The organism is Kluyvera sp. CHPC 1.2972, assembly GCF_036759925.1.
In the GTDB taxonomy this organism is placed as follows: Bacteria; Pseudomonadota; Gammaproteobacteria; order Enterobacterales; family Enterobacteriaceae; genus Kluyvera.
The window spans coordinates 57,771-84,041 of the sequence record NZ_JAPKIB010000015.1; the positions used below are offsets into that span (position 1 = coordinate 57,771).

Sequence of the window (26,271 nt, forward strand, 5' to 3'; positions counted from 1 at the left end):
CAGACTCAGCCCGTAACATCATCATTCGACAGAACTATTTAACGGTTTACCTCACGCGTTCGGGTAGGTTAATCGCCGTGTAGTAAAAATAGCTAGCCGGATTAATAGTTGAAAACATTAATGAGTCCAACAGAGAAAATGTGATCCACCACAATTTGTGTAGCGAAGTCCTTGCCATTGTTATCTGCAAATTAAACGTAACCTTCCTAAAAATAACATCGTCATAACTATGGGCATAAAGACATGCCTCCGGATGCTGCACGCCCTCGTTACCGTTTACCGCTATTGAACTTACTTACCGTGCGTATACAATTTATCGCGGCTTGCTATCAGTCAAATAGATGAAAGAAGGTTAATGGATGTGGCGACAGAAAGCCTGGAGAGCACAAAGCGCCAACGGTATCCCCCCTTTTGCCGCGATAAAACCGTGTTCGGAAAAGGATGCATTCCAGCTAATACATAAGGTTGATATTTATCCATACGGAGTATATTTATGTAGGTAAACCGTCCTCTATCCCGCGTGTTATCGCGTGTTGCCTACTAACAATAAGCGCAGCGCGGAAGTGGGCGTCCGTCAGCAATTTAACTTATACATATTAAATATCGCACCAAATAACAGGTTATTTTGAATTCCTTACATTCTTCCCTATTGCACAACTGATTTTATCGCTCTATTATTACCTCAACAAACCACCCCACAATATAAGTTTGAGATTACTACAATGAGCGAAGCACTTAAAATTTTGAACAACATCCGTACTCTTCGTGCGCAGGCAAGAGAATGCACCCTTGAAACGCTTGAAGAAATGCTGGAAAAATTAGAAGTTGTTGTTAACGAACGTCGTGAAGAAGAAAACGCGGCCGCTGCTGAAGTTGAAGAGCGCACTCGTAAACTGCAACAATATCGCGAAATGCTGATTGCTGACGGTATTGACCCGAACGAACTGCTGAATAGCATGGCTGCTGCTAAAGTTGGCACTAAAGCTAAACGCGCTGCTCGTCCGGCCAAATATAGCTACGTTGACGAAAACGGCGAAACCAAAACCTGGACTGGCCAGGGCCGTACTCCAGCAGTTATCAAAAAAGCAATGGATGAGCAGGGTAAATCCCTGGACGATTTCCTGATCTAAGGTTAATCAATCCTGCTTCGTAAAAATCCCGCTACGGTGGGATTTTTTATGCCTGAAAAACACGGAGGGGTGATAACACGTCAGTGTAACAAAGCTCACTTTTTATCCATTTGTGTTATTTAGCGATAAAAAAAACCGGGTTTCCCCGGCTTTAGCAACATTCGTTAAATTACTTTGCAACGCCCAACGTGTCTTGCAGCCAGGCGGTGAAATCTTCACCCAGCGTATTGTGGCGAATACCATATTCGACAAACGCCTGCATATAACCCAGTTTATTCCCGCAGTCGTGGCTCTTACCTTTCATGTGATACGCTTCAACCGTTTCTTTTTCGATCAGCATATCAATAGCGTCGGTTAACTGAATTTCATCACCGGCACCTGGAGGGGTTTTCGCCAACAGCGGCCAGATTTCAGCGCTCAGGACATAACGGCCCACAACGGCCAGGTTAGATGGTGCAACGTCCGCTTTTGGTTTCTCAACCACGCCAACCATCGGTACGCTGTCGCCTGGGTTCAGGGTAGCCCCTTTACAGTCGACCACACCGTACGCGGTAACGTCAGCTACTGGCTCAACCATGATCTGGCTGGCACCCGTTTCATCGAAACGAGCAATCATATCAGCAAGGTTGTCACGGCTCAGATCGGATTCATATTCATCCAGAATGACGTCTGGCAAGATGACCGCTACAGGCTCATCACCCACGACAGGATGCGCGCACAGTACCGCATGCCCCAGGCCTTTCGCCAAGCCCTGACGCACCTGCATGATAGTCACGTGCGGTGGACAGATGGACTGCACCTCTTCCAGAAGCTGACGTTTTACGCGCTTCTCCAGCATAGCTTCAAGCTCAAAGCTGGTGTCAAAGTGGTTTTCAATAGAATTCTTGGAAGAATGGGTCACCAGTACAATTTCAGTGATACCAGCTGCAATACACTCGTTCACAACATACTGAATTAAAGGCTTATCCACCAACGGCAACATTTCTTTAGGAATTGCTTTCGTTGCTGGCAACATCCTTGTACCTAATCCCGCCACCGGAATTACAGCCTTTCTTACTTTCGAATTTAGGGCAGCCATTCAAATCTCCTGAACTGTTCAAACTTTGAACTTGCTCGTTAATTAATAACGCATTGAGTATATCATCACAGCCACATGAGGCTGCTCCGAAAAGGATGCGTTAACCTCGAATTAAGATAAATACTCGAAGCGTTGAGCTGTAGGAGGGAACGCCGCTCATAAACTCAGGTTACAGATTGAAACACTGTCACAAAAGATAATGAGGCTGACCAACGCACCTGCACGCTGAAGCGTGACGAGTATATCCACATCAATTTGCCAGATAGTATCACTACGGCAGATAAGCTGTTAAAGCTATCCCTGTAAAAAAATGCGTTTGCTCATTCCGCAGACAACATTAAACGTAAACGGCCGCCATTTCCCCAAATCTGGCACTGCCATGAGGTACAGCGCTGACTTATTTGATTGAGATAGGCCGTTCCTAACGTTCCCAGAGGAACGCCGTTGCTTATTTGTATTTGATGCTCACCGGTATTTAAGGTTCCATTCAAACCGGCGGACACGAGGATAAGATTTTTTAATCCGCTATGGTAATAGCCGACCAATAGTGGGAACTGGCCTGGAAGATTTGCCTGGCGCAGAAGTTGATTGACCTGCTTTAACAAACTGCCCAATTCAGGGAGTCGTTGCCCCTGGTGGGAAAGCTGCTCCTGAAGCAGACCATTAAAAAGCACGCGAAGTAATAACGCCGCCAATACGCCATTATCACCTGCCCGGGTGACATCCAGACAATAAAATGCCAAATCGTGTTCCGATAGTGGCGCAATATCCAGAACCAACCCCGGCGCATCCACCGCCATTAATTGGCGATAATTTATACGACACTGCGAAATAACCTGCTGCACTGGCGGCTGAAGCTCCTGTAGGAGCTTCGCGGCAGCCGCAGGATTGTTAACCAGCGCATCCCAGTCTTCAAATAACCGCTCTTCTTCTTCAACCCGGGAATTAAACATATTGGGATAAAGACAGGCCAGTACCGTTTCCCGCAGCCGGTTAAGATCTTTCACCGGCTTTAATAAGACATCCTGCACGCCAAGGCGCAGCGCTTTAGCAATATCAGCCATATTTTCAGTGGCGGAGATAATCAGGATAGGAATCTGTTCTCCGGCGTTGCGTACGTGCTCCACCAGCTGCAGTCCGTTCATGCGGGGCATCGCGAGATCGCAGATCATCAGATCAGGTTTTTGCAGCGCCATCTGTGCCAGAGCGTCGACGCCGTCCTGCGCCACTCGCGTTTTCGCACCCAGTGACGAAAGCCATGAATCCATAAGTGAGCGGAAAACGGGTTCGTCTTCGACTATTAAAATCTGTTTTCCCGCCAACGGCTGCGTCATGATATCTCCCCTGCCCGACGATAATTAAATAGTGGCATGCTATTGTGATAATCGCCTGTCAGAATTTGCTGAAGTAGTCGAAAAAAATGCCTTAAGTCGAACTCTGCACCAAAGGCAAAAGCTCATCTGTCTTTTTTTCAACCGCTTGTTGACCCGCGGCTATTGCAGATGAGGCTCGATGAAAATCCAGTGTCGAGATCTGGGGGCAAAACGGCTGTAATAAAATATCCGGCGGGTCACCTGCCATGCGGTTTCGCTTAAGCCTGTTTTCCAGGACCTGGATTGAGGTCGTCATGATTTCCATCGCCGTCGGCGTTACCACCGAACGACGCGCAGCGGCACGGCCGAGCCGGACACGCAGTCGCTCATGCCATGATAGCTCATCTGCTGATTCATTCATCTCTTCATCGGGCTGAATATTAACGGACAGGAGATCCTGCTGCATAAGGTGTGCGTCATGTTGCAAATCGACCGCTATCACAATATCTGCCCCTAGCGCACGGGTCAGCGAAACAGGAACCGGATTAACCACCGCGCCGTCAACCAGCCAGTAGCCGTTGTGTAGTACTGGTGCCATCAATCCAGGGATACTGCATGAGGCGCGCACCGCCATATGCAGGTCGCCTTCGGTAAACCACAATTCACGCCCGGTACTCAGATTAGTTGCTACCGCCGCAAAGCGCCTCTCACATTGTTCAATCACTTCATTCGGCATAATCTGCCGATACTGATTAAACACCCGTTCGCCACGTAAAAGCCCGCCGCGCCGCCAGGAGAGATCCATCAGACGCAGTACGTCCCAGTAGCTGAATGAACAGACCCACTCTTCCAGTTGAGTCAGCCGGTTGCTGGCATACGCCGCCCCGACCAGTGAACCGATGGAACACCCCGCGACAATATCAATCTCGATGCCCATCTTCTGTAGCGCTTTAATGACCCCAATATGTGACCAGCCTCGCGCAGCTCCTGAGCCTAATGCCAAGCCAATTTTAATTTTTCTCATTGCGAGCGATGAACATCCTCTTGCTGATAGCGTGGCATCAAAGCCAGCGCTCGGTTAACATAGTGCTATCGGGCGTTAAAACGCCGTTAATTATCGATTCAGGAGTTGTCTTTGTCTGAACTGTGCCCTTGTGGCAGCGCTCTCGAGTATAGCTTATGTTGCCAGCGTTATCTGTCCGGTAACGAATGTGCTGCCGAGCCGTCACTGCTGATGCGCTCGCGCTACACTGCCTTTGTTAAGCGGGATGCTGATTACCTGGTGAAAACCTGGCATCCCTCCTGCCAGGCTGGAACCTTCCGCGACGACATCCAGAACGGATTTGGTCAGACCGAATGGTTGGGGCTGACCGTCTTCGCGACCGAGCCAGGCCGTACACCTGATGAAGGTTTTGTCAGCTTCGTGGCCCGTTTTCATGAAAATAACAAGAATGGCGCCATCATTGAGCGTTCACGATTCTTAAAAGAAAACGGCCAGTGGTACTATATTGATGGCACCCGTCCATTAATTGGCAGAAATGATCCCTGCCCTTGTGGTTCAGGTAAAAAATTTAAAAAATGCTGCGGGCAATAAGCCCGGAACAGCTTCGCAAACATCATCAACAGGATTTACCCGGCAATGCATTCCATTCAACGTAAAGTTCTTCGCACCATCTGCCCTGACCAAAAAGGGCTTATCGCGCGCATCACCAACATCTGCTACAAGCACGAGTTGAATATCGTGCAGAACAACGAATTCGTCGATCACCGCACCGGACGCTTCTTTATGCGTACCGAGCTGGAAGGGATCTTCAACGATTCCACCCTGCTGGCAGACTTAGACAGCGCGCTGCCGGAAGGCTCCGTTCGCGAATTAAATCCAGCCGGTCGCCGTCGCATCGTGATTCTGGTGACCAAAGAGGCCCACTGCCTTGGCGATCTGCTGATGAAGGCCAACTATGGCGGCCTGGACGTCGATATCGCCGCCGTGATCGGCAACCACGACACGCTGCGTTCGCTGGTTGAGCGTTTCGGTATTCCCTTCGAGCTGGTCAGCCACGAAGGGCTGGCGCGTGAAGAGCACGATAAACTGATGGCGGATGCCATTGAAGCGCACCAGCCGGACTACGTGGTGCTGGCGAAATATATGCGCGTGCTGACGCCTGAATTCGTTTCTCGCTTCCCAAACAAGATTATCAACATCCACCACTCGTTCCTGCCGGCGTTTATCGGCGCGCGTCCGTACCATCAGGCCTACGAGCGCGGCGTGAAGATTGTTGGTGCTACGGCGCACTACGTGAACGATAATCTGGACGAAGGTCCAATCATTATGCAGGACGTGATTCACGTCGATCACACCTACACGGCGGAAGATATGATGCGTGCCGGTCGCGACGTGGAGAAAAACGTTCTCAGCCGTGCGCTGTACCAGGTATTAGCGCAGCGCGTCTTCGTTTACGGCAACCGAACGATTATTCTTTAATCGCTAGCGAAATGAATTGATTAGCTTTAATCCGTTACGGACAAAAAGCACGCAAACAGTTCATTTTCGGTAAACGAATGCTTTACAGCGGCGCGTCATTTGGTATGATGCGCCCCGCTTCCCCAGAAGGAAGCAGGCCAGTAAAACCAAGCTTTACCCCGTGGTGGGGTTCCCGAGCGGCCAAAGGGAGCAGACTGTAAATCTGCCGTCATCGACTTCGAAGGTTCGAATCCTTCCCCCACCACCATTATTTACTACAGCGATGTAGTTACCTCGGTGAGCAATGCAGATGTTTGCACTTATCGGGGAAGGGTGAGGAGCGAAGCGACGAATAATCCTTCCCCCACCACCATCTTCAAGCTTTACCTACAATTTGAATTGCCCCTGGTGGGGTTCCCGAGCGGCCAAAGGGAGCAGACTGTAAATCTGCCGTCATCGACTTCGAAGGTTCGAATCCTTCCCCCACCACCATCACTTCCTGATAGCATCCCACTAAATCAAAACACTGAAATTCTATATTCTACCCATGCGGGGAAGGATGAGAAGCTTCGACTAAGGTTCGATTCGAGCGCCAGCGAGAAAGCGTTGCCGCAGGCAACGACCCGAAGGGCGAGGTGCAGCCGAGTCATCCTTCCCCCACCACCATCTTCTCTAGTACCTCATCTAATATTAAAATCCCTCTTAGTTATCTCTTCTAATTTTCTGAACCTATTTTTCTCTCTGCCATATATATCCCGGCGGCGCTGCGCTTGGCCGGGCTACAAGAACATCAACGCATTTGTAGCCCGGCCAGCGCAGCGCCGCCGGGGAAACAGGCCGCACAAACAAAAAACCCCGCCGAAGCGGGGTTTAGAGCATCATAGAACCGTATTAATGACGCGCACGAACAATCTGATACTTGCGGGTCAGATACTCGACCGGCACGCTCCAGATGTGTACCAGGCGCGAGAATGGGAACAGCAGGAACAGCGTCATCCCCAGCACCAGGTGCATACGGTAGATAAACGCTACGCCGTCCAGATGGGCGGAAGCGCCACCGTGGAAGGTCACTACGGACTGAGCCCAACCCACCAGTTTCATCATCTCGCTACCGTCCATATGCTGCGCAGAGAACGGAATCGTCAGCAGGCCCAGCGCACACTGGATAACCAGAACGGACAGCACCAGAATATCAGCCCCCGTCGTTGTGGCACGCACGCGTGGGCTGAACAGACGACGTTTAAGCAGCAGCACGCCGCCGACCAGACACATCAAGCCTGCCGCACCACCGCCAAACATCGCCATCTTCTGTTTCACTTCCAGCGGCAGCCACGCTTCATACATCCAGTGCGGAGTCAGCATCCCCAGGAAGTGACCGGCAAATACACCCAAAATCCCGATATGGAACAGGTTCGATGCCAGGTTCATCCCTTTGCGATCCAGCATCTGGCTGGAAGCGGCACGCCAGGTGTACTGACCGTAGTCATAGCGCAGCCAACTGCCAATCAGGAAGACAGAACCCGCGATGTACGGATAAATGTCAAAGAAGAACATATTCAGGAAGTGCATTATTGTTGTCCTCCGTTAGAGATATTCAAATATTGCGGGGCCACGGCTCCGGCAAAACGACGCTGGTGATGGCTAATTTCTGAATCACCGCAGCCCTGGTCGGCAAAGAATTTCACCTGCTCTTCTTCCCACACCGCATCCAGCGCCTGTGGCGTATCATCACGGGCTTCGTCCGCAATTTTTTCCGCCACTTTCGTTTCATCCACCGCGCTGTTAGCCAGCTTCAGCAGTTGTTCAAACAGCACCGCGTAACGGCTCTCACGCTGCTGCAGGCGCGCGCAGAGCAGCGCCATAATCGGCGCAATGTCCTGCAAGCCGCCAATCGCTTCGCTCTCTGGCAGCTGCGCCAGATATTCCAGATACAGCGGCAGGTGGTCCGGCAACTCACGGCTGTCGAGGAGCAGACCATGCTGCTCGTACTGATTCAGCAGATCGACCATCGCCTGCCCACGGTCACGGGATTCGCCGTGAACATGTTCGAACAACAGCAGCGACGTCGCGCGACCACGGTCAAACAGTTCACTGTAGGCAGCCTGAGCATCCAGCAGATCCTGCGCGGTTAAATCGCGCAGGAAGATGCCCAGGGCCTGAGCATCTGCGGGTTCCAGTTTTTCTGATTCAGACAGAACGTCAAAGAGTTCGCCTTGATGCTGCCATAAGGCAGCATCCGGGTACTCAAGGAGACGTGAAATCACCACGAGTTCAATCATGCGTGCGGCTCCGTTTTGCTGCTCACGTCCACAGAATCGATACGGCGGCTGTTGAACAGGTTGAACTTGGTGTCAGAACCGTGACAGCCATCGCCGAAGCTAAAGCCACAACCGTTTTTCTCTGGGAACGCTTCGCGTGCTTGTTCACGGTGACTGCTTGGCACCACAAAGCGATCTTCGTAGTTAGCAATCGCCAGATAGCGGTACATTTCCTGCGCCTGTGCTTCGGTCAGACCCACCTCTTCCAGCGCACGGGTATCGATAACGCCATCGACGGTTTCCGTACGTTTGAAGTGACGCATCGCCAGCATACGTTTCAGCGCCAGCACCACCGGCTGAGTGTCACCTGCGGTCAGCAGGTTCGCCAGGTACTGAACCGGGATACGCAGACTTTCGACGTCCGGCAGGATGCCGTTGCTGCCCAGTTCACCCGCATCGGCTGCGGACTGAATTGGTGACAGCGGCGGCACGTACCAGACCATCGGCAGCGTACGGTATTCAGGGTGCAACGGCAGCGCCAGTTTCCAGTCCATCGCCATTTTATAAACCGGCGATTTCTGGGCTGCGTCAATCACGCTCAGCGGAATACCGTCTTTCTGCGCTTGCTCAATCACTTTCGGATCGTTCGGATCGAGGAACACGTCCAGCTGACGCTGATACAGATCTTTCTCGTTCTCGGTGCTCGCAGCAGTTTCAATCGCATCCGCGTCATACAACAGCACGCCGAGGTAACGAATACGGCCTACACAGGTTTCTGAACACACAGTCGGCTGACCTGCTTCAATACGCGGGTAGCAGAAGATACATTTTTCAGACTTGCCGCTCTTCCAGTTGAAGTAGATTTTTTTGTACGGGCAGCCGGTGATACACATACGCCAGCCGCGGCACTTGTCCTGGTCAATCAGTACGATGCCATCCTCTTCACGCTTGTAAATCGCACCGCTCGGGCAGGTAGCAACACATGCCGGGTTAAGGCAGTGCTCACACAGACGCGGCAGGTACATCATGAAGGTGTTTTCAAACTGGCCGTACATCGCCTTCTGCATGTTGTCGAAGTTTTTGTCTTTCGACAGCTTCTCGAACTCACCGCCGAGGTCGTCTTCCCAGTTCGGACCCTTGGTGATTTTGTCCATGCGTTTGCCGGTAATCAGCGAGCGTGGACGGGCAATCGGCTGCGCCTTGCTATCGGCCGGTGCGTTGTGCAGCGTCTGGTAGTCAAAATCAAACGGCTCGTAGTAATCATCCAGACCCGGCAGATGCGGGTTAGCGAAGATCTTACCCAGCAGCAGCGCTTTGTTACCCATGCGCGGCACTAGCTTGCCGTTGATTTTACGGATCCAACCGCCTTTGTATTTCTCCTGGTCTTCCCAGTCGGTCGGGAAACCGGTACCCGGCTTGGTTTCAACGTTGTTGAACCATGCGTACTCGGTCCCTTCACGGCTGGTCCAGACGTTTTTACAGGTCACTGAGCAGGTATGACAGCCGATGCATTTATCGAGATTCAGCACCATGCCGACTTGTGAACGAATTTTCATTTTACGCTCTCCTGTACCTGGTCATTGCCTTCGCCGTCCAACCAGTCAATGTTCTTCATCTTACGTACCACCACAAACTCATCACGGTTCGAACCCACGGTACCGTAGTAGTTAAAGCTATAAGCCAGGTGCGCATAGCCGCCGATCATATGGGTCGGTTTTGGCGTGATGCGGGTCACTGAGTTATGGATACCACCGCGTTGACCGGTAATTTCAGAACCTGGCAGGTTAACAATACGTTCCTGCGCGTGGTACATCATGGTCATCCCAGCCGGTACACGCTGACTCACAACTGCACGTGCGGTCAGCGCACCGTTGTTGTTGAAGACTTCAATCCAGTCGTTATCTTCGATACCGATCTCTTTGGCATCTTCTTCGCTCATCCACACCACCGGACCACCACGACCTAAGGTCAGCATCAGCAGGTTGTCGCTGTAGGTTGAGTGAATACCCCATTTCTGGTGCGGAGTCAGGAAGTTCAGCGCCTTCTCTGGGTTACCGTTTGATTTCTTACCCATCACCTCTTTCACCGAACGGGTGTCGATAGGTGGGCGGTAAACCAGCAGGCTTTCACCGAAGTCACGCATCCACTGGTGGTCCTGATACAAGGACTGACGACCAGACAGCGTACGCCATGGAATCAGCTCGTGAACGTTGGTATAGCCAGCGTTGTAAGAGACGTGTTCGTCTTCCAGACCGGACCAGGTTGGGCTGGAGATAATCTTGCGCGGCTGCGCCTGAATATCACGGAAGCGAATTTTTTCGTCTTCTTTGTTGAGCGCCAGATGCGTGTGGTCACGACCGGTAAACTCGCTCAGCGCTGCCCAGGCCTTCACCGCCACCTGACCGTTGGTTTCCGGCGCCAGGGTGAGGATCATTTCGGCAGCATCAATCGCCGTATCCAGCATCGGCTGGCCTTTCGCCGGGCCTTCTGCCTTGGTGTAGTTGAGCTTACGCAGCAGATCCATTTCGCTCTGGGTGTTCCAGGCAATCCCTTTACCGCCGTTACCGATTTTTTCCATCAATGGCCCGATGGAGGTAAAGCGCTCGTAGGTTGCCGGATAATCACGTTGAACCGGGATAATGTGCGGTGCGGTTTTACCTGGGATCAGGTCACATTCGCCTTTTTTCCAGTCCTTCACGTCTAACGGCTGTGCGAGTTCGGCCGCAGAGTCGTGCTGGATTGGCAGCGTAACAATGTCCGTTTCCTGGCCGAGGTGACCCACGCAAACTTCAGAGAATTTCTTCGCGATGCCTTTGTAGATTTCCCAGTCGCTTTTCGACTCCCATGCCGGGTCGACAGCAGCAGACAGCGGGTGAATAAACGGATGCATATCCGAGGTATTCATGTCGTCTTTTTCATACCATGTTGCCGTTGGCAGCACGATATCGGAATACAGACAGGTGCTCGACAGACGGAAGTCCAGCGTCACCACCAGATCCAATTTACCGTCGAGACCGTTGTCCTGCCATTCCACTTCTTCAGGTTTCAGACCGCCCTGCTTGCCCAGATCCATCCCCTGAATACCGTGTTCGGTACCCAGCAGGTATTTCAGCATGTATTCATGACCTTTACCGGAAGAGCCCAGCAGGTTAGAACGCCAGATGAACAGGTTACGTGGGTGGTTTTTACCGTTTTCTGGCTGTTCAGCCGCAAAACGAATAGTGCCTTCTTTCAGCGCTTTAACGGTGTAATCAACCGGATCCATCCCGGCTTTCTTCGCATCATCAACAATACGCAGTGGGTTTGTGCCTAACTGCGGTGCAGACGGCAGCCAGCCCATACGTTCTGCGCGGACGTTAAAGTCCAGCAGATGACCGGTGTAGCGAGATTTATCCGCCATCGGTGACAGCAGTTCCTGCGCGGTCACCGACTCATAACGCCATTGGCTGGAGTGATTATAGAAGTAGGAAGTACTGTTCATGTGACGCGCTGGACGCTGCCAGTCAAGGCCGAACGCCAGTGGCTGCCAACCGGTCTGCGGACGCAGTTTTTCCTGGCCGACATAGTGGGCCCAACCGCCGCCGCTCTGACCGATACAACCGCAGAACACCAGCATATTGATAAGACCACGATAGTTCATATCGAGGTGATACCAGTGGTTAAGACCGGCACCGACGATGATCATTGAACGACCGTGCGTTTTATCGGCGTTATCGGCAAACTCACGCGCAATACGAATAATCTGCGCACGTGGAACACCGGTAATTTTCTCAGCCCACGCCGGGGTATATGCCTTGATATCATCGTAGCTGGTTGCACAGTTTTCATCGTTCAGACCACGATCCAGGCCGTAGTTAGCCATGTTCAGGTCGTAAACGGTGGTCACCAGCGCGGTAGTGCCGTCGGCAAGTTGCAGACGTTTCACCGGCAGTTTGTGCAGCAGGATATTTTCAAGCTCGACGCTGGTGAAGTGCTCAGTGCCTTCACCGCCAAAGTACGGGAAGCCCACCTGAGCAATCTCATCGTGGCTACCCAGAAGGCTCAGTTGCAGTTCGGTTTCATCACCGGATTTACCGTCACGTTGCTCAAGGTTCCATTTACCTTTTTCGCCCCAACGGAAACCGATAGAACCATTCGGTGCCACCATCTCGCCATCGGTATTGATGGCAACGGTTTTCCACTCTGGGTTATTTTCCTGGCCCAAAGCGTCAACCAGGTCAGCAGCACGCAGCATACGACCCGCAGCGTAATAACCTTCGCGCTCTTCCAGCATGACCAGCATCGGGAAGTCGGTGTAGCGGCGAACGTAGTCGGTGAAGTATTGGCTCGGTTTGTCGAGGTGGAATTCACGCAGCATCACGTGGCCCATGGCCAGCGCCATGGCTGCATCGGTACCCTGTTTCGGTGCTAACCACAGGTCGCACAGCTTAGCGATTTCAGCGTAGTCCGGGGTGATAGCAACGGTTTTGGTGCCTTTATAGCGAACTTCGGTGAAGAAATGCGCGTCCGGGGTACGGGTCTGCGGAACGTTGGAACCCCAGGCGAGGATGTAGCTGGAGTTATACCAGTCAGCGGATTCCGGTACGTCGGTCTGTTCGCCCCAGGTCTGCGGAGAGGCAGGCGGCAGGTCGCAATACCAGTCGTAGAAGCTCAGGCAGGTACCGCCAATCAGGGAGAGATAACGTGCACCGGACGCGTAGGAGACCATCGACATCGCCGGAATCGGCGAGAAGCCTGCTACACGGTCTGGGCCGTAGGTTTTCACGGTGTAAACGTTGGACGCCGCAATCAGTTCGTTCACTTCCTGCCAGGAGGAGCGAACGAAGCCGCCGCGACCACGCGCTTGTTTGAAGCTTTTTGCTTTGTCGGCATCTTCAATAATGGATGCCCAGGCATTAACCGGATCGCTGTGCAGTTTTTTCGCCTCACGCCACATTTTCATCAGGCGTTTGCGCATCAGCGGATATTTCAGACGGTTGGCGCTATAGAGGTACCAGGAATAGCTCGCCCCGCGCGGACAGCCGCGAGGTTCGTGGTTTGGCAGATCAGGACGGGTGCGCGGATAGTCAGTCTGCTGGGTTTCCCAGGTGACCAGACCGTTTTTGACATAAATTTTCCAGCTGCAGGAGCCAGTGCAGTTTACGCCGTGCGTAGAACGAACAACTTTGTCATGCTGCCAGCGCTGGCGGTATCCATCTTCCCAATCCCGGTTGGTATCTAGAATCTGTCCGTGCCCATCGGCAAATGTTTCACCCTTCTGTTTAAAGTAGCGAAACCGGTCCAGGAATTTACTCATCGGGTCTCTCCTGTTTGGAGCCTCACGGCTCTCTGATAAATCGACATTGCTGAATTTGCAGCGAAGTTAACGCGCTGAAAGATGAAGGGAATTGATAACGATCAAGGCGGCACTGCTTAACAAACGCTGCAAAAAAGCCACATACCACCAAGGTGGTATACATTCTTATTTTTTATAACGTTGATAATTAAAGATTTTTTATAAAAAGTGCATATTTCAATATGTAAAATTTAGCCCTGCCGGTATTAAGGGGTAGAGCCATTCCTGCTGGACGTTTTGCCACCCGAGCACGATGCCAACAGAACGTAAAACAGCAAAAGTATGTTGTAACTAAGTGGCGATAAAATAAAGGCGCGAAACCTCGCGCCTTTATTGCAGAAATAACGTCAGTCGTTATTTTTTCGCTTTACGACCGTATACCACCCAGGTCACCACGACGCAGATGATATAGAACACGAGGAATACTTTCATCGCGCCCGCCGGTGAGCCGGTTAAATCCAGCGAAGTCCCGAACGCTTTCGGAATAAAGAAGCCGCCAATAGCGCCAATCGCTGAGATAAAGCCCAGCGCTGCCGCCGTATCGGTAGCCGCTTCACGCATTGCTTTCTCGTCGGAACCGCCCTCAGCTTTCACGCGATCCATCGTCAGCTTACGGAAGATAACGGAAATCATCTGGAAGGTGGAACCGCTACCCAGCCCGGCCGTCAGGAACAGCGCCAGGAAGACTACGTAGAAGGCAATGAAGCTACCGCCTTCACCGTTGGTTGGCAGGGTCATGAACAGCAGCGCACTGAATACCGCCATCAGGATAAAGTTAATCAGCGTCACGCGCGTCCCGCCCAGACGGTCGGAAATAGCCCCGCCGGCAGAACGTGCCAGCGCGCCGATAAACGGACCGAAGAAGGCATAATGCAGGATCTGAATTTCCGGGAACTGGGTTTTCGACAGCATCGCAAAACCGGCGGAGAAGCCGATAAACGAACCGAAGGTGGCCAGATACAGCAGGCTCATGATCCACAGGTGACCACGTTTCAGTACCGGCAGCTGCTCTTTCAGCGACGCCTTAGACGTAGCCAGTTCGTTCATGCCAAACCAGGCTGCTACGGTGAAGATGGCCAGGAACGGTACCCAGATCCACGCCGCGTTTGCCAGAAACAGCTCGCTGCCGTCCGGCTGCGTGACGCCATGGCTACCAAATACGGCGAAGATGGAGAGAGAAACCGCCAGTGGAGCCACCAGCTGCATCACGCTCACGCCCATATTGCCGAGGCCGCCGTTCAGGCCGAGCGCGCCGCCCTGCTTCGCTTTCGGGAAGAAGAAGCTGATGTTCGCCATGCTGGACGCGAAGTTTGCACCCGCGAAGCCGCACAGCAGAGAAATAATGATGAAGGTGCTAAACGGCGTGGAGGTGTCCTGAACGGCAAAGCCCAGCCATAAGCAAGGAATGATAAGGATCCCGGTGCTGAACGCAGTCCAGCGACGGCCACCCACCAGCGGTACCATAAAGGAATACGGTACGCGCAGCAGTGCGCCAGAAACGGAAGGTAGAGCGGTCAGCATAAACAGCTGATCGGTTGTAAACTGGAAGCCCACTTTTGGTAAATTGACAGCAACTGCGCTGAACAGCATCCATACGCAGAAAGCCAGCAGTAAACATGGAACGGAAATCCACAGGTTCCGGCTTGCAACGCGATGGCCGCGTTCTTGCCAGAACGCCGGATCTTCCGGTCGCCAGTCGGTAATGACAGCGCCGGTTGCCCTTTCCGGGGCAGTGGAGTGACTCATAGACACCTCTGATTATTAATATCAACCCTTGCCACATTAGGGTTTACACCGCGCGGTAAGTTGATATAAATCAAAGGAAAAGTTGACATTATCTTGTTTAAAAAAACATCATCACCCTTTATGGGTAGGTTTTTATCGATAAAAAAACCTGTTTTATCACGTGGCTGTTACGCTTGTACCCCTCTACCCCAGACACCTCAGCTATTATGGAAATAAAGGAGTAACTCTTTAGGGGTATGGGTATACTCCAGGCGATAGTCGAAAATAACGCCACTCGCCGGAGAGTCTTCCGTCAGGAGCCGTATCGCACCATGTTTAGACGTTTTTTTACACCACTCACGCTGGTGAATCAACTGGCCCTCATCGTACTGCTGTCCACCCTCATCGGCGTGGCGAGTATGATGATTTCCGCACGCCTGGTGAACGGCGTCCAGGGTAGCGCGCATGCCATTAACCAGGCGGGTTCGCTGCGTATGCAAAGCTACCGTCTACTGGCCGCGATCCCGGTGGATAAGAACGACGAACCGCTGTTCGCTGAGATGCAAAAAACCGTCTTCAGCCCGGAACTGCAGCTCGCCGCCGAGCGCGATGGTCAGGTAACTCAGCTTCACGAGCTTCAGCAGTACTGGCTGAAACATCTGGCGCCGGATATTAGTCAGGCGAAAAACCCGGACGATATCGCCGCCGATCTCACCGGTTTTGTTAACCGCATTGACCAACTGGTCACCGTCTTTGACCATACCACCGAGCAGCGTATCTCTCACGTGGTGTGGATGCACCGGCTGCTGGCCTTTTTCATGGCGGTACTGCTGATCTTTACCGTCTTCTGGCTGCGCACACGGCTGCTGCACCCGTGGCGACAGCTGCTGCGCATGGCCGAAGCCATCAGCCACCGCGATTTTACCCATCGCGCGCAAATCAACGGCCGCAACGAAATGGCCACCCTCGGCATGTCGCTGAATAATATGTCCGCCGAGCTCGCGGAAAGCTACGCCTCGCTGGAGCGTCGCGTGCAGGAGAAAACCGCCGGGCTGGAGCAGAAAAACGCCATTCTCTCCTTCCTGTGGCAGGCTAATCGCCGCCTGCACTCCAATGCACCGCTGTGCGAGCGTATCTCTCCGGTGCTGAACGGCCTTCAGGAACTCACCCCACTGCGGGAAATTGAAGTCCGGGTTTACGATACCGAAGATGAAGATAACCATCAGGAATTTAGCTGTCATTCCGGCTGGGAGTGCGATGACAGAGGCTGTTACCTCTGCCCACGCGATGTCGATACCGCAGCCCATGACGGCATCACGCTGAAATGGCGGCTGACCGACCCGCGTAACCAGTACGGCATCCTGCTGGCGACGCTACCGCACGGACGTGAACTGAGCCACGATCAGCAACAGCTGGTTGATACCCTGCTCGAGCAAATCACCTCGACGCTGGCGCTGGACAAGCAGTTGGAGCGCCAGCAGCAGCTAATTGTAATGGAAGAACGTTCAACGATTGCCCGTGAGCTTCACGACTCCATCGCCCAGTCGCTCTCCTGTATGAAGATGCAGGTTAGCTGTCTGCAGATGATGCAAAAAGAGCAGTCATCCCCGGAAAGCCGCGAGCTGTTGAGCCAGGTGCGTAATGAACTCAACACCTCATGGGCGCAGCTGCGCGAACTGCTGACCACCTTCCGCCTGAAGCTGACCGAGTCTGGCCTGCGCCCCGCACTGGAAGCCAGCTGTCAGGAGTACAGCAGCCATTTCGGCTTCCCGGTACAGCTCGACTATCAGCTGCCGCCGCGCTACGTACCATCGCATCAGGCAATTCACCTGCTCCAGATTGCCCGCGAAGCCTTAAGCAACGCGCTTAAGCACTCGCAGGCGACAGAAGTGAAAGTCAGCGTTACCCAACAAAACAACCAGGTCAAACTGGTGGTGGCCGACAACGGTTGTGGCGTCCCGCTGCACGCCGAACGCAGCAACCATTATGGCCTTATTATTATGCGTGACCGCGCACAAAGCCTGCGTGGCGATTGCCAGGTTCGTCGTCGTGAAAGCGGCGGCACCGAAGTCGTGGTTACGTTTGTCCCCGAACAATCGCTTTCTACTCCCCAAGGAGATACCCATGAGTAATCAGGAACGGGCTACTATCCTGTTAATTGACGATCATCCTATGCTGCGTACCGGCGTCAAACAGCTGGTCAGTATGGCATCAGATATTCAGGTCGTAGGCGAGGCCAGCAACGGTGAACAAGGTATTGAACTGGCAGAAGCGCTCGATCCCGATCTGATCCTGCTCGATCTCAATATGCCCGGCATGAACGGTCTGGAAACCCTCGACAAGCTGCGTGAGAAATCCCTCTCCGGCCGCGTGGTGGTGTTCAGCGTGTCCAACCACGAAGAAGACGTGGTCACCGCCCTCAAACGCGGCGCCGATGGCTATCTGTTGAAAGATATGGAGCCGGAAGATCTGCTGAAAGCCCTGCAACAGGCAGCCGCCGGTGAGATGGTATTAAGCGAAGCGTTAACGCCGGTGCTGGCTGCCAGCCTGCGCGCCAACCGCGCGACCTCTGACCGCGATATCAACCAGCTAACCCCGCGCGAGCGCGATATTCTCAAGCTGATTGCCCAGGGTCTGCCAAACAAGATGATTGCCCGCCGTCTGGACATCACGGAAAGCACCGTGAAGGTTCACGTGAAGCACATGCTGAAGAAAATGAAGCTGAAATCCCGCGTCGAAGCCGCCGTGTGGGTGCACCAGGAACGTATTTTCTGAGTATCGCCGTTACGGCGCCATGTCCAACCAGCTATTGCCCTGCGGGGCAAAGCTGACGACAGGCTCGGTCAACGCCAGCGTTATCTCATTCGAGGTGACGCGCTGCCCCTTACCATCTTCCACCACCACCGACAGATGCCAGATATTACTGGCCCCCTCCGTCGGATCCCAGGCCGGCATGATAATGCTCCAGCCATCGGTGCTATTGCCCGCGGCTGGCGGCGTCAGGCTTAACGCTTCGGTATCGCCCTGCCAACTGATTGATTTGATCCCATACTCGTCGTGAACCTGAATTTTCAGCGCCACCGTCTCGTAGCCCGTGAGATCCCACGGCGGGGTGGCGAGATAGACGCTCAGGCTTTTGCGCTGACGGAGCGCCATTACCGGCTGGTTGTTACGCTCCGGTGCATCGTAGCGGCTGCCGCGTAGCGTTCGGGTCTGCGCCACTTCATCGGCGGCAAGCTGCTTCTTCAGCGGCACGCCAAAGCGATAGTTGACCTTCATGCCGAGGTTATTCTGATTCACCCCGCTCTCGCCCTGCTTGTGCTGGGCACTGAAGGTGAATAACGGCACCGGGGTGTAATTCAGGCCCAGTGAGACCGCGACCGGGTTACGGTAGCCCGTGCCGCTACGAAACAGATCGACGCTATCGCCGAAATACTGCTCGACGCTGAGGCTGGTGTTGATGTGATTGTAAGCCGGGATCCACGCCTGTGCGGTCAGGTCATAGCCGCGCGCCATGCGCTGTTGCAGCGTGGTGCCGCTGTTTCGCCAACCGTGCAGTGGATAGTAGTAGTTCGCCGAAAAACGCAGGTTCTCGCCCCACGCTTCCGCGCCAAGCCCGCCGCGATTGAGATGGGCATCCAGCAGACTGTCATAAAAAGTGTTGTAGCCAAGTAGCCACTGCCCGGCGACCCAGCGCTGCCCCAGCCCTAGATTGCCCACCAGCCCTTCGTCATGCTGCGTCAGGCCAAGCTGGCTCCAGGTGAGATACTGCACGTTGTCCTGTAGCGGCACAAACCAGCTTCCGTGGCTGCCGGTCATTTTGCCCTGATCGTCCACCAGCAGCTGAATATTGGTATTGCCCCAGGGAGATAGCCAGCTTTCGAGCTGCTGGTTCATCTGGCCGTTAACCTTTTCCTGCAGCTGCGTCATGGCAAATAGCCGCGCCTGCTCGCCGGTATCCAACCCGTTGTCGGTCATGCTGGCTTCGCCGAAGGCCTTCACCATCTCGGCAAAGTGTTTCTCTGCGTCATGATTTTCCGGGGCGATACTCAGATCCGGCAGGCTATCGGCCTGATTATCGAAGGGATGTTCCGCCTCTTCGACAAACGAGGTCAGCGCATGCGCGCTACCGCTGGTCAGTACCAACAACACCAAAAATGACGAGTAAAAACGCAAAGACAAAACCACAACCTCATAGCCAGCTTCAATGGAGGCTGAAAAATTCAGCCCCAAAGTCATTAGTCTAGCGCCTTTGCGGACAGGGTTCAGCCCTGGTGGCCTCTTATAAGAATTGCCTGAAGGTCATAAAATCGTCACCTTCATTGCCGTGCTGGCGAGCAGCGCCTTCAGTTCCGGTATGCAGGATCCGCAGTTGGTGCCGCATTTCAGCCGTTCACCCAGCTCGCCCGCCGTGCGGCAGCCCTGTTTTTCAATCGCTTCGAGGATGGTTTTTTCGCCAACGCTGAAACAGCTGCAAACAATTTTCCCCACCGCCGGGCGCGCCAGATCCTGGCCGCTCAGCAGCGCATGACGTGCCGCCAGCGTCTGCGGCGCCTCGTTAAACGCCCGACATACGAATGCATCGTCCACTTCCGGTAGCGCAGCACCGCTCCAGAAGCCGAGCATCAAGCGTTCATCCTGCCACGCCAGCAGATGCCAGATCTCACCAGCGTTGGCGAGTTGCACCTGCCAGCCCTGCTGCTGGCACCAGGCCAGCATCTCGTGTTGTACCAGACGATCGCCGCAGAGGGTTATGTGGCGCAGTCCCGGCGCGGCTTTACGCCACCAGTGTAGATGCCCCGGCAGCGGCACGTCGCTGCGGGAGTAGAGTTCCCCCTGCCACAACGGCTGCCACGGCGCGATGCGCACGGCGGTCTGCTTACTTTCCGGCTGCCCGGAGTGCGGGTCGACCACCGAGGCCACCAGACTGTTCACCTTCCCCTGGCGGGCAAAGCAGTCATTCCAGTGCATCGGCGTAAACAGCGAGCCACGGCGCTGACTCTCCGTCACCACCACTTTCGCCACCATCACGCCGTGTGGCGAACTGATACGCGCTAAACCGCCGGGCAACAGCGCAAAGTGCGCAGCATCCTGCGGCGAGACTTCCACTATCGGTTGCGCGATATGCTGCATCAGGCGCGGCACGCTACCGGTGCGGGTCATGGTGTGCCACTGGTCGCGGATCCGCCCGCTGTTGAGGATCAGCGGATAGAGCGGCTGCGTCTGCGCCTGCATACCACGCGGCGTGACCGGCACCATCCGCAGCCGCCCGTCGCTACGCCAGCCACGATACAGATCCAACGTGACGTTGTGACGGCTGACCGGCCAGCGCACCGGCGCAAGTTCATCCCATGCCTCACGGCTTAATTCAGCAAGCCCGCTGATATCAAACGCCCGCTGGCCGTTATTTTCAAAGCCGGAGAGCGCGGCGTGTTCACTAAAAACCTCATGCGGATGCTGCCAGGCAAACGCCGCGCCGAATCCCAGACGCTCAGCGACGCGGGCAATTATCCACCAGTCGGCCCGCGCCTCGCCGGGGGCCGACAGAAACGCCCGTTGGCGCGAAATACGCCGCTCAGAGTTGGTCACGGTGCCATTTTTCTCCCCCCAGCCCAGCGCCGGGAAGCGAATATGCGCATAGCGCGAGGTTTCCGTCTGCGCGGCAATTTCAGAGACAATCACCAGCGGACAGCGCTTCAGCGCCTGGCTTACTGCATGGCTGTCCGGCAGTGACACCGCCGGATTGGTGCCCATGATCCACACCGCTTTCACCTCGCCGCGCCCAATCGCCGCAAACAGATCCACCGCCATCAGCCCCGGCGTTTGCGCCAACCGCTCGGTGCCCCAGAAACGGGCCACCCTCGCGAGGTCAGCGGGTTCGAAGTTCATATGCGCCGCTAGCATCGTTGCCAGCCCGCCCACTTCGCGACCGCCCATCGCATTCGGCTGCCCGGTCAGCGAAAAGGGGCCGCAGCCTTCACGGCCAAATTTGCCGCTGGCAAGGTGGACGTTAATGATAGCGTTGCATTTGTCGCTGCCGCTGGAAGATTGGTTAATGCCCATGGTGTAGAGCGTGATGGCCCTCGGGGCGGCAATAAAGTCCTGATAAAACGCAGCGACCTCCGCTGGCGGCAGCCCGCAAAATGCCGCCACACGTTCGATGTCCCAGGATTGCGCCGCCTCCAGCGCGGCGGGCGCATCGGTAAAATCATCCACGCCTCCGCCGCGTTTGACGATGGCGTTCAGCAGCCCGACAAACAGCCCGGCATCCGTGCCGGGGGCAATCGCCAGATGGCGGTCGGCAATATCGCAGGTGGCTGTACGACGTGGGTCGATGACCACCACCTTCATCTGCGGGTTTTGCTGCTTCGCCTGCACCAGTCGCTGATAGAGCACCGGGTGCGCCCAGGCCGCGTTGGAACCGACCAGCACCACCAGGTCGCTGCGCTCTACGTCCTCATAGCTGCACGGCACCACATCAGCACCCCACGCGCGTTTATAGCCAGTGACCGCTGACGACATACACAGCCGCGAGTTGGTATCGATATTCGCCGCGCCGATAAAGCCTTTCATCAGCTTATTGGCGGCGTAATAGTCTTCGGTCAATAGCTGACCGGAGGCATAAAACGCCACCGCCTTCGGGCCGTGCTCGGCGATAATCGCCCGGAGCCGTTCACCGGCCGCATCCAGCGCCTGCTCCCAACTGACCTCATGGCCGTCCACCGACGGTTGCAGCAAGCGCCCCTCCAGACCGGTGGTTTCGCCGAGCGCAGAGCCCTTCACGCACAGGCGACCAAAGTTTGCCGGATGGGCCTCATCGCCCCGCACGCTGACCGCACCGTCAATCACCGTGGCCAGCACCCCGCAGCCAACGCCGCAGTAAGGGCACGTTGTTCGGGTTTCTGTCATGAAGCCTCCGCGCGCATCACCAGTTCCTGGCTACTGACCCACACTTTGCCGTCTTCAACCTTAACCGGCCAGGCGCGCACCACCGGCTCACCGCTGTCAGGATGGCGGCCATCGCGCAGACGAATACGCTGCTTGTAGAGCGGTGAAATGACAATCGGTTCGCCGCTGGCATCACCCAGCAACCCGCGTGACAGGACGTTAGCCTGGCTGCCGGGCTCCTGATTATCCAGCGCATAGACGTGGCCGTTGAGGCGGAACAGCGCAATCTGCATTTCACCCAACCGCGCGCCAATCCCGGCCTGCGCGGGGATCTCTTCCAGCGTACAGACCGCCTGCCACGGGCGACGGCTGCCCGCCAGCACCGGCGTCACGGTGACCGGTGCCAACTGCGGCTGCCCGCGCACGGTTTCGCGCTGTACCGCTTCATCCGGCATATCACTGTTAACAAACGAACGGAACAACGTCAGCCTCTGCGGATCGTTCAGGGTGGTTTGCCATTCGCACTGGTAACTGTCGATAACGCGTGCCATCTCCTGCTCCAGCTCTTCGCCAATGCCCAAAGAATCGTCGAGGATCACACTGCGTAGGTATTCCAGCCCACCTTCCAGATTATCCATCCAGGTGCTGGTGCGCTGCAGACGGTCGGCGGTACGGATATAGAACATCAAAAAACGGTCGATGGTGCGCAGCAGCGTGGCGTCGTCGAGGTCGCTGGCAAACAGATCCGCATGACGCGGCTTCATCCCGCCGTTGCCGCACAGATAGAGGTTCCAGCCCTTGTCGGTAGCAATCACCCCCACGTCTTTGCCCTGCGCTTCCGCGCACTCTCGGGTACAGCCGGAGACCGCCATTTTAATCTTGTGCGGCGCGCGCAGCCCTTTGTAGCGATGCTCCAGGGTTACCGCCAGTCCGGTGGAATCCTGCACCCCGTAACGGCACCAGGTTGACCCCACGCAGGACTTCACCGTGCGCAGCGACTTGCCGTAGGCATGTCCAGTCTCAAAACCGGCCTCCACCAGCGCTTGCCAGATAGCGGGAAGCTGCTCCAGCCGCGCGCCAAACAGGTCGATGCGCTGGCCGCCGGTAATTTTGCTGTAGAGAGCATAACGTTTGGCTATCTGCCCGATGGCAATCAATCCGTCCGGCGTGACTTCACCGGCCGGCATGCGTGGCACCACGGAATAGGTGCCGTCTTTCTGGATATTGGCAAAATAGCGGTCGTTGGTGTCCTGCAGTGGCAAATGTGCGGGCTTCAGCAGGTATTCATTCCAACAGGAAGCCAGCACTGACCCCACCAGCGGTTTGCAGATTTCGCAGCCGTCACCGTGACCGTAGCGGGCAATCAACTGTTCAAAGGTGTGAATGCGGTTCACGCGCACCAGGTGATAGATCTCCTGACGCGAATACGGGAAGTGTTCGCAGATGTCCTTTTTCACCTCCACACCCTGCTGCGCCAGCTGATACTCCATCACCTGTTTGACCAGCGCGCTACAACCGCCGCAGCCGGTAGCCGCTTTGGTGCAGCTTTTTATTGCCCCCATCTCGGTAGCGCCGTTGCTCACCGCGTGGCAGATATCGCCTTTGCTGACGTTGTGACAGGAGCAGATTTGCGCGCTGTCCGGCAGTGCCGCCACGCCGAGCGCTTTTGGCGCGCTGCCTTCCAGCGCAGGCAGGATCAGCGATTCCGGGTGCGGCGGCAGCGCGATATCGTTGAGCATCATTTGCAGCAGCGTGGCGTAGTCGCTGGCATCCCCCACCAGCACGCCGCCGAGCAGCGTTTTGCCGTCGGCGCTGACGACAATCTTCTTATAAATTTGCTCCGGGCCGTGAACCCATTGATAGCTCTGGCTTCCGGCGGTGCGCCCGTGCGCGTCGCCAAAAGAGGCCACATCGACGCCGAGCAGCTTGAGCTTGGTGCTCATATCCGCCCCGGTAAATTCACTCGTTTCACCCGCCAGCGCCCCAGCGGCCACCCGCGCCATCTGATAGCCAGGGGCCACCAGACCATAGATTTTGTTATCCCACAGCGCGCATTCACCAATGGCAAAGATATCGCTATCGGAAGTGCGGCACTGGTTATCAATGGCGATACCGCCGCGCTCACCCAGGCGGATGCCGCTGCTGCGCGCCAACGCATCCTGCGGGCGAATACCCGCCGAGAACACCACCATATCGGTAGTCAGACATTCACCGTCGGCAAACTGCAGCGTAAGCCCTTCGTCCGTCTGGCGAATTTCCGTGGTGGCTTTGCTGGTGTGTACGCTCACGCCCAGTTCAGTAATTTTCTCCCGCAGCATGGCGGCACCGCCGTTATCCAGCTGCACTGCCATCAGATTCGGCGCGAACTCCACCACGTGGGTCTCCAGCCCCAGCTGACGCAGCGCGTTTGCCGCCTCCAGTCCCAGCAGGCCGCCGCCAATCACCACGCCACGGCTCGCCGTTTTGGCACAGGCGGCAATCGCATCGAGATCGTCCAGCGTACGGTAGACAAAGCAGCCGGGCAGCGTGTTGCCGGGGATGGGCGGCACGAACGGGTATGAGCCAGTGGCGAGCACCAGCTTATCCCAGTGCAGTTCATGCCCCTCGGCATCGCGGATAATCCGGGCTTCGCGGTCAATTTCCGCTACCGGCTGCGACAAGCGCAGCTCAATACCGTTATCAGCAAAGAAATCACCTGCCACCATTGACAGCGACTGCGCGCTGCGACCGGCAAAATATTCCGACAGATGCACCCGGTCATAGGCGGCATAGCGCTCTTCGCCCAGTACCACAATCTGATACTGTTCGTGCAACTGGTGGCTGACACACTGCTCAAGAAAATGGTGGCCGACCATCCCGTGCCCGACGACCGCTAATGTTGGTTTTGTCATGGTTTGCGTTCCTGCAGCCGACGGCTGCGTGGTAAAGGGGGCGAAAATCCAGCTCGCCTGTGCGGGCTGGGCGGTATGCAATAAATCGGTAAAGGCGGCGGCGCTGGTGCAGTCGCCAAGCAGCAGCACGCCGGCCAACTGGCCGTTAGCCACCAGCAGCCGCCGATAGTGCCCGGTCTGCGGGTCATAGGAGGACCACTGGCTATCCCCGTCGATGGGCTGAACCCGCCCGGCGCTGAACAGGTCGATGCCGGTCACCTTCAGGCGAGTGCCGCGATCCTGCCAGTGGAAATCGGCCCGCGGGTTGCCGCAAAGCCTTGCTGCCAGCACGTCCGCCTGTTGCATGCAGGGCGCGACAAGGCCGAAGGTTTGTCCGTCAATCTCGCAGCATTCCCCGATGGCGCTGACGCCGGGGATACCCGTTTCCAGCTGGCGGTTAACCACAATGCCGCGCTGGCAGGGAATACCGGCCCGCTGCGCCAGCGCGATATTGGGGCGTACACCGGTTGCCATCACCACGCGGGTTGCCGGAATGGCGCGCCCGGTGTTTAACACCACCGCGTTTGGCGTAATCCGCGCGATACCGGCGCTCAGTTCGCAGTCGATGCCACGTTCGGCTAAGCGCTGGGTCAATAGCTCGCCCGCCATCTCGTCTAGCTGCTGTTCCATCAATCGCCCACTGCGATGGATTAAAGTGACATTGTCACCTCTCAGGCGCAGCGCGGCGGCGGCTTCTACCCCCAGCACCCCACCGCCAATCACCACCGCATCGCCCGGCGTCGCGAGAATGGCTTCCACGTCTGCCAGGGTGCGAAAGGCAAAAACGTGCGGCAGGTCTATGCCCGGCAGCGGCGGCAGGAAGGCCTGCGAACCGCAGGTAAACACCAGTTCATCCCACTCCAGTTCACGCTGGGTGGTGGTCACCCGGCGCGCCTGTACGTCAACCACCTGCACCGTTTCACCGAGGCACTGCGTGATGTGATGGTCGCGGTACCACTGCGCCGGCTGCAGCAGCGTCTGGCTAAAATCCTTTTCCCCACCCAGCACCGGAGAGAGCTGAATGCGGCTGTAGGCCGGAAGCGGCTCGTCGCCGATAAGGGTTATCGCAAACGCTCCCGGCGCGCTCGTGACCAGCATTTCCGCTAGCCGGGTCGCCGCCATCCCGTTGCCGATCATCACCAGTCGCCGCATA

Annotated in this window: 16 protein-coding genes, 2 tRNA genes and 1 other RNA gene; 8 read left to right on the top strand and 11 right to left on the bottom strand. The window is 55.6% G+C overall.

What is annotated here, in order from left to right; translation table 11 throughout:
- The first annotated feature begins 722 nt into the window (after positions 1-722).
- The gene (gene hns / locus V6944_RS19005; RefSeq protein ID WP_333500090.1) at positions 723-1,130 is read left to right on the top strand and encodes a histone-like nucleoid-structuring protein H-NS; all 408 of its coding nucleotides are present in this window, start codon (positions 723-725) and stop codon (positions 1,128-1,130) included.
- Positions 1,131-1,299: 169 nt separating this feature from the next.
- On the opposite strand, the gene galU is transcribed toward hns, so the two are convergent.
- From galU to rssA, 3 genes are all read right to left on the bottom strand, one after another.
- Complete coding sequence (gene galU, locus V6944_RS19010; RefSeq protein WP_333500091.1) at positions 1,300-2,208, bottom strand: UTP--glucose-1-phosphate uridylyltransferase GalU; 909 nt, start codon at positions 2,206-2,208, stop codon at positions 1,300-1,302.
- Positions 2,209-2,528: 320 nt separating this feature from the next.
- Complete coding sequence (rssB, locus tag V6944_RS19015) at positions 2,529-3,542, bottom strand: two-component system response regulator RssB (RefSeq protein WP_333500092.1); 1,014 nt, start codon at positions 3,540-3,542, stop codon at positions 2,529-2,531.
- Positions 3,543-3,633: 91 nt separating this feature from the next.
- Positions 3,634-4,545 carry a patatin-like phospholipase RssA gene (gene rssA, locus V6944_RS19020; RefSeq protein WP_333500093.1) on the bottom strand — a complete coding sequence of 304 codons (912 nt, stop codon included), beginning with the start codon at positions 4,543-4,545 and terminating at the stop codon, positions 3,634-3,636.
- A gap of 111 nt (positions 4,546-4,656) precedes the next feature.
- On the opposite strand from rssA, the gene V6944_RS19025 reads away from it, so the two are divergent.
- The 5 genes from V6944_RS19025 to V6944_RS19045 all read left to right on the top strand — a co-directional run bounded on the left by V6944_RS19025 (position 4,657) and on the right by V6944_RS19045 (position 6,648).
- Complete coding sequence (locus tag V6944_RS19025) at positions 4,657-5,115, top strand: YchJ family protein (RefSeq protein WP_333500094.1); 459 nt, start codon at positions 4,657-4,659, stop codon at positions 5,113-5,115.
- A 45-nt stretch (positions 5,116-5,160) separates the two neighbouring features.
- A complete protein-coding gene (purU, locus tag V6944_RS19030; RefSeq protein ID WP_185669725.1) occupies positions 5,161-6,003 on the top strand; it encodes a formyltetrahydrofolate deformylase in 843 nt (280 codons plus the stop codon).
- Between the two features lie 162 nt (positions 6,004-6,165).
- Positions 6,166-6,250 (top strand) — tRNA-Tyr (locus V6944_RS19035).
- Positions 6,251-6,389: 139 nt separating this feature from the next.
- Positions 6,390-6,474 (top strand) — tRNA-Tyr (locus tag V6944_RS19040).
- Positions 6,475-6,520: 46 nt separating this feature from the next.
- A non-coding RNA gene (locus V6944_RS19045) (RtT sRNA) lies at positions 6,521-6,648 on the top strand.
- A gap of 225 nt (positions 6,649-6,873) precedes the next feature.
- Here the strand turns inward: V6944_RS19045 and narI are convergent.
- The 5 genes from narI to V6944_RS19070 form a co-directional block, all read right to left on the bottom strand.
- Positions 6,874-7,551, bottom strand: coding sequence for a respiratory nitrate reductase subunit gamma (gene narI, locus V6944_RS19050; RefSeq protein WP_333494859.1), 678 nt, complete (start codon positions 7,549-7,551; stop codon positions 6,874-6,876).
- Positions 7,551-8,261: a nitrate reductase molybdenum cofactor assembly chaperone gene (gene narJ / locus V6944_RS19055; protein WP_333500095.1), complete on the bottom strand. Its 711-nt coding sequence runs from the start codon at positions 8,259-8,261 to the stop codon at positions 7,551-7,553. The genes narI and narJ overlap by 1 nt, the downstream gene beginning before the upstream one ends.
- Entirely contained in the window at positions 8,258-9,796 is a 1,539-nt protein-coding gene (gene narH / locus V6944_RS19060; RefSeq protein WP_185669723.1) for a nitrate reductase subunit beta, read from the bottom strand. The genes narJ and narH overlap by 4 nt, the downstream gene beginning before the upstream one ends.
- Entirely contained in the window at positions 9,793-13,536 is a 3,744-nt protein-coding gene (locus tag V6944_RS19065) for a nitrate reductase subunit alpha (protein WP_333500096.1), read from the bottom strand. The genes narH and V6944_RS19065 overlap by 4 nt, the downstream gene beginning before the upstream one ends.
- Positions 13,537-13,929: 393 nt before the next feature.
- On the bottom strand, positions 13,930-15,321 hold the full coding sequence (locus tag V6944_RS19070) for a NarK family nitrate/nitrite MFS transporter (protein ID WP_333500097.1): 1,392 nt from the start codon (positions 15,319-15,321) through the stop codon (positions 13,930-13,932).
- Positions 15,322-15,632: 311 nt separating this feature from the next.
- On the opposite strand from V6944_RS19070, the gene narX reads away from it, so the two are divergent.
- Positions 15,633-17,432 carry a nitrate/nitrite two-component system sensor histidine kinase NarX gene (gene narX, locus V6944_RS19075; RefSeq protein WP_333500098.1) on the top strand — a complete coding sequence of 600 codons (1,800 nt, stop codon included), beginning with the start codon at positions 15,633-15,635 and terminating at the stop codon, positions 17,430-17,432.
- A complete protein-coding gene (narL, locus tag V6944_RS19080; protein WP_065356687.1) occupies positions 17,425-18,075 on the top strand; it encodes a two-component system response regulator NarL in 651 nt (216 codons plus the stop codon). Before narX ends, narL begins: the two co-directional genes overlap by 8 nt.
- Positions 18,076-18,084: 9 nt before the next feature.
- Here narL and V6944_RS19085 read toward each other — a convergent pair whose 3' ends face one another.
- The 3 genes from V6944_RS19085 to nirB all read right to left on the bottom strand — a co-directional run bounded on the left by V6944_RS19085 (position 18,085) and on the right by nirB (position 26,270).
- Positions 18,085-19,488: a YchO/YchP family invasin gene (locus V6944_RS19085; RefSeq protein WP_333500111.1), complete on the bottom strand. Its 1,404-nt coding sequence runs from the start codon at positions 19,486-19,488 to the stop codon at positions 18,085-18,087.
- Positions 19,489-19,602: 114 nt separating this feature from the next.
- Positions 19,603-22,209, bottom strand: a complete 2,607-nt coding sequence (locus tag V6944_RS19090) for a nitrate reductase (RefSeq protein ID WP_333500099.1) — start codon at positions 22,207-22,209, stop codon at positions 19,603-19,605.
- A complete protein-coding gene (gene nirB / locus V6944_RS19095) occupies positions 22,206-26,270 on the bottom strand; it encodes a nitrite reductase large subunit NirB (RefSeq protein WP_333500100.1) in 4,065 nt (1,354 codons plus the stop codon). Before nirB ends, V6944_RS19090 begins: the two co-directional genes overlap by 4 nt.
- Position 26,271 lies beyond the last annotated feature (1 nt).

What these genes read in the sequence shown, in the direction of transcription:
- narL (WP_065356687.1), top strand. Translation starts at nt 17,425, where the DNA reads ATGAGTAATCAGGAACGGGCTACTATCCTGTTAATTGACGATCATCCT.
- rssB (WP_333500092.1), bottom strand. Translation starts at nt 3,542, where the DNA reads ATGACGCAGCCGTTGGCGGGAAAACAGATTTTAATAGTCGAAGACGAA.
- narJ (WP_333500095.1), bottom strand. Translation starts at nt 8,261, where the DNA reads ATGATTGAACTCGTGGTGATTTCACGTCTCCTTGAGTACCCGGATGCT.
- narX (WP_333500098.1), top strand. Translation starts at nt 15,633, where the DNA reads ATGTTTAGACGTTTTTTTACACCACTCACGCTGGTGAATCAACTGGCC.
- hns (WP_333500090.1), top strand. Translation starts at nt 723, where the DNA reads ATGAGCGAAGCACTTAAAATTTTGAACAACATCCGTACTCTTCGTGCG.
- narI (WP_333494859.1), bottom strand. Translation starts at nt 7,551, where the DNA reads ATGCACTTCCTGAATATGTTCTTCTTTGACATTTATCCGTACATCGCG.
- purU (WP_185669725.1), top strand. Translation starts at nt 5,161, where the DNA reads ATGCATTCCATTCAACGTAAAGTTCTTCGCACCATCTGCCCTGACCAA.
- galU (WP_333500091.1), bottom strand. Translation starts at nt 2,208, where the DNA reads ATGGCTGCCCTAAATTCGAAAGTAAGAAAGGCTGTAATTCCGGTGGCG.
- V6944_RS19065 (WP_333500096.1), bottom strand. Translation starts at nt 13,536, where the DNA reads ATGAGTAAATTCCTGGACCGGTTTCGCTACTTTAAACAGAAGGGTGAA.
- nirB (WP_333500100.1), bottom strand. Translation starts at nt 26,270, where the DNA reads ATGCGGCGACTGGTGATGATCGGCAACGGGATGGCGGCGACCCGGCTA.
- V6944_RS19070 (WP_333500097.1), bottom strand. Translation starts at nt 15,321, where the DNA reads ATGAGTCACTCCACTGCCCCGGAAAGGGCAACCGGCGCTGTCATTACC.
- narH (WP_185669723.1), bottom strand. Translation starts at nt 9,796, where the DNA reads ATGAAAATTCGTTCACAAGTCGGCATGGTGCTGAATCTCGATAAATGC.
- V6944_RS19090 (WP_333500099.1), bottom strand. Translation starts at nt 22,209, where the DNA reads ATGACAGAAACCCGAACAACGTGCCCTTACTGCGGCGTTGGCTGCGGG.
- rssA (WP_333500093.1), bottom strand. Translation starts at nt 4,545, where the DNA reads ATGAGAAAAATTAAAATTGGCTTGGCATTAGGCTCAGGAGCTGCGCGA.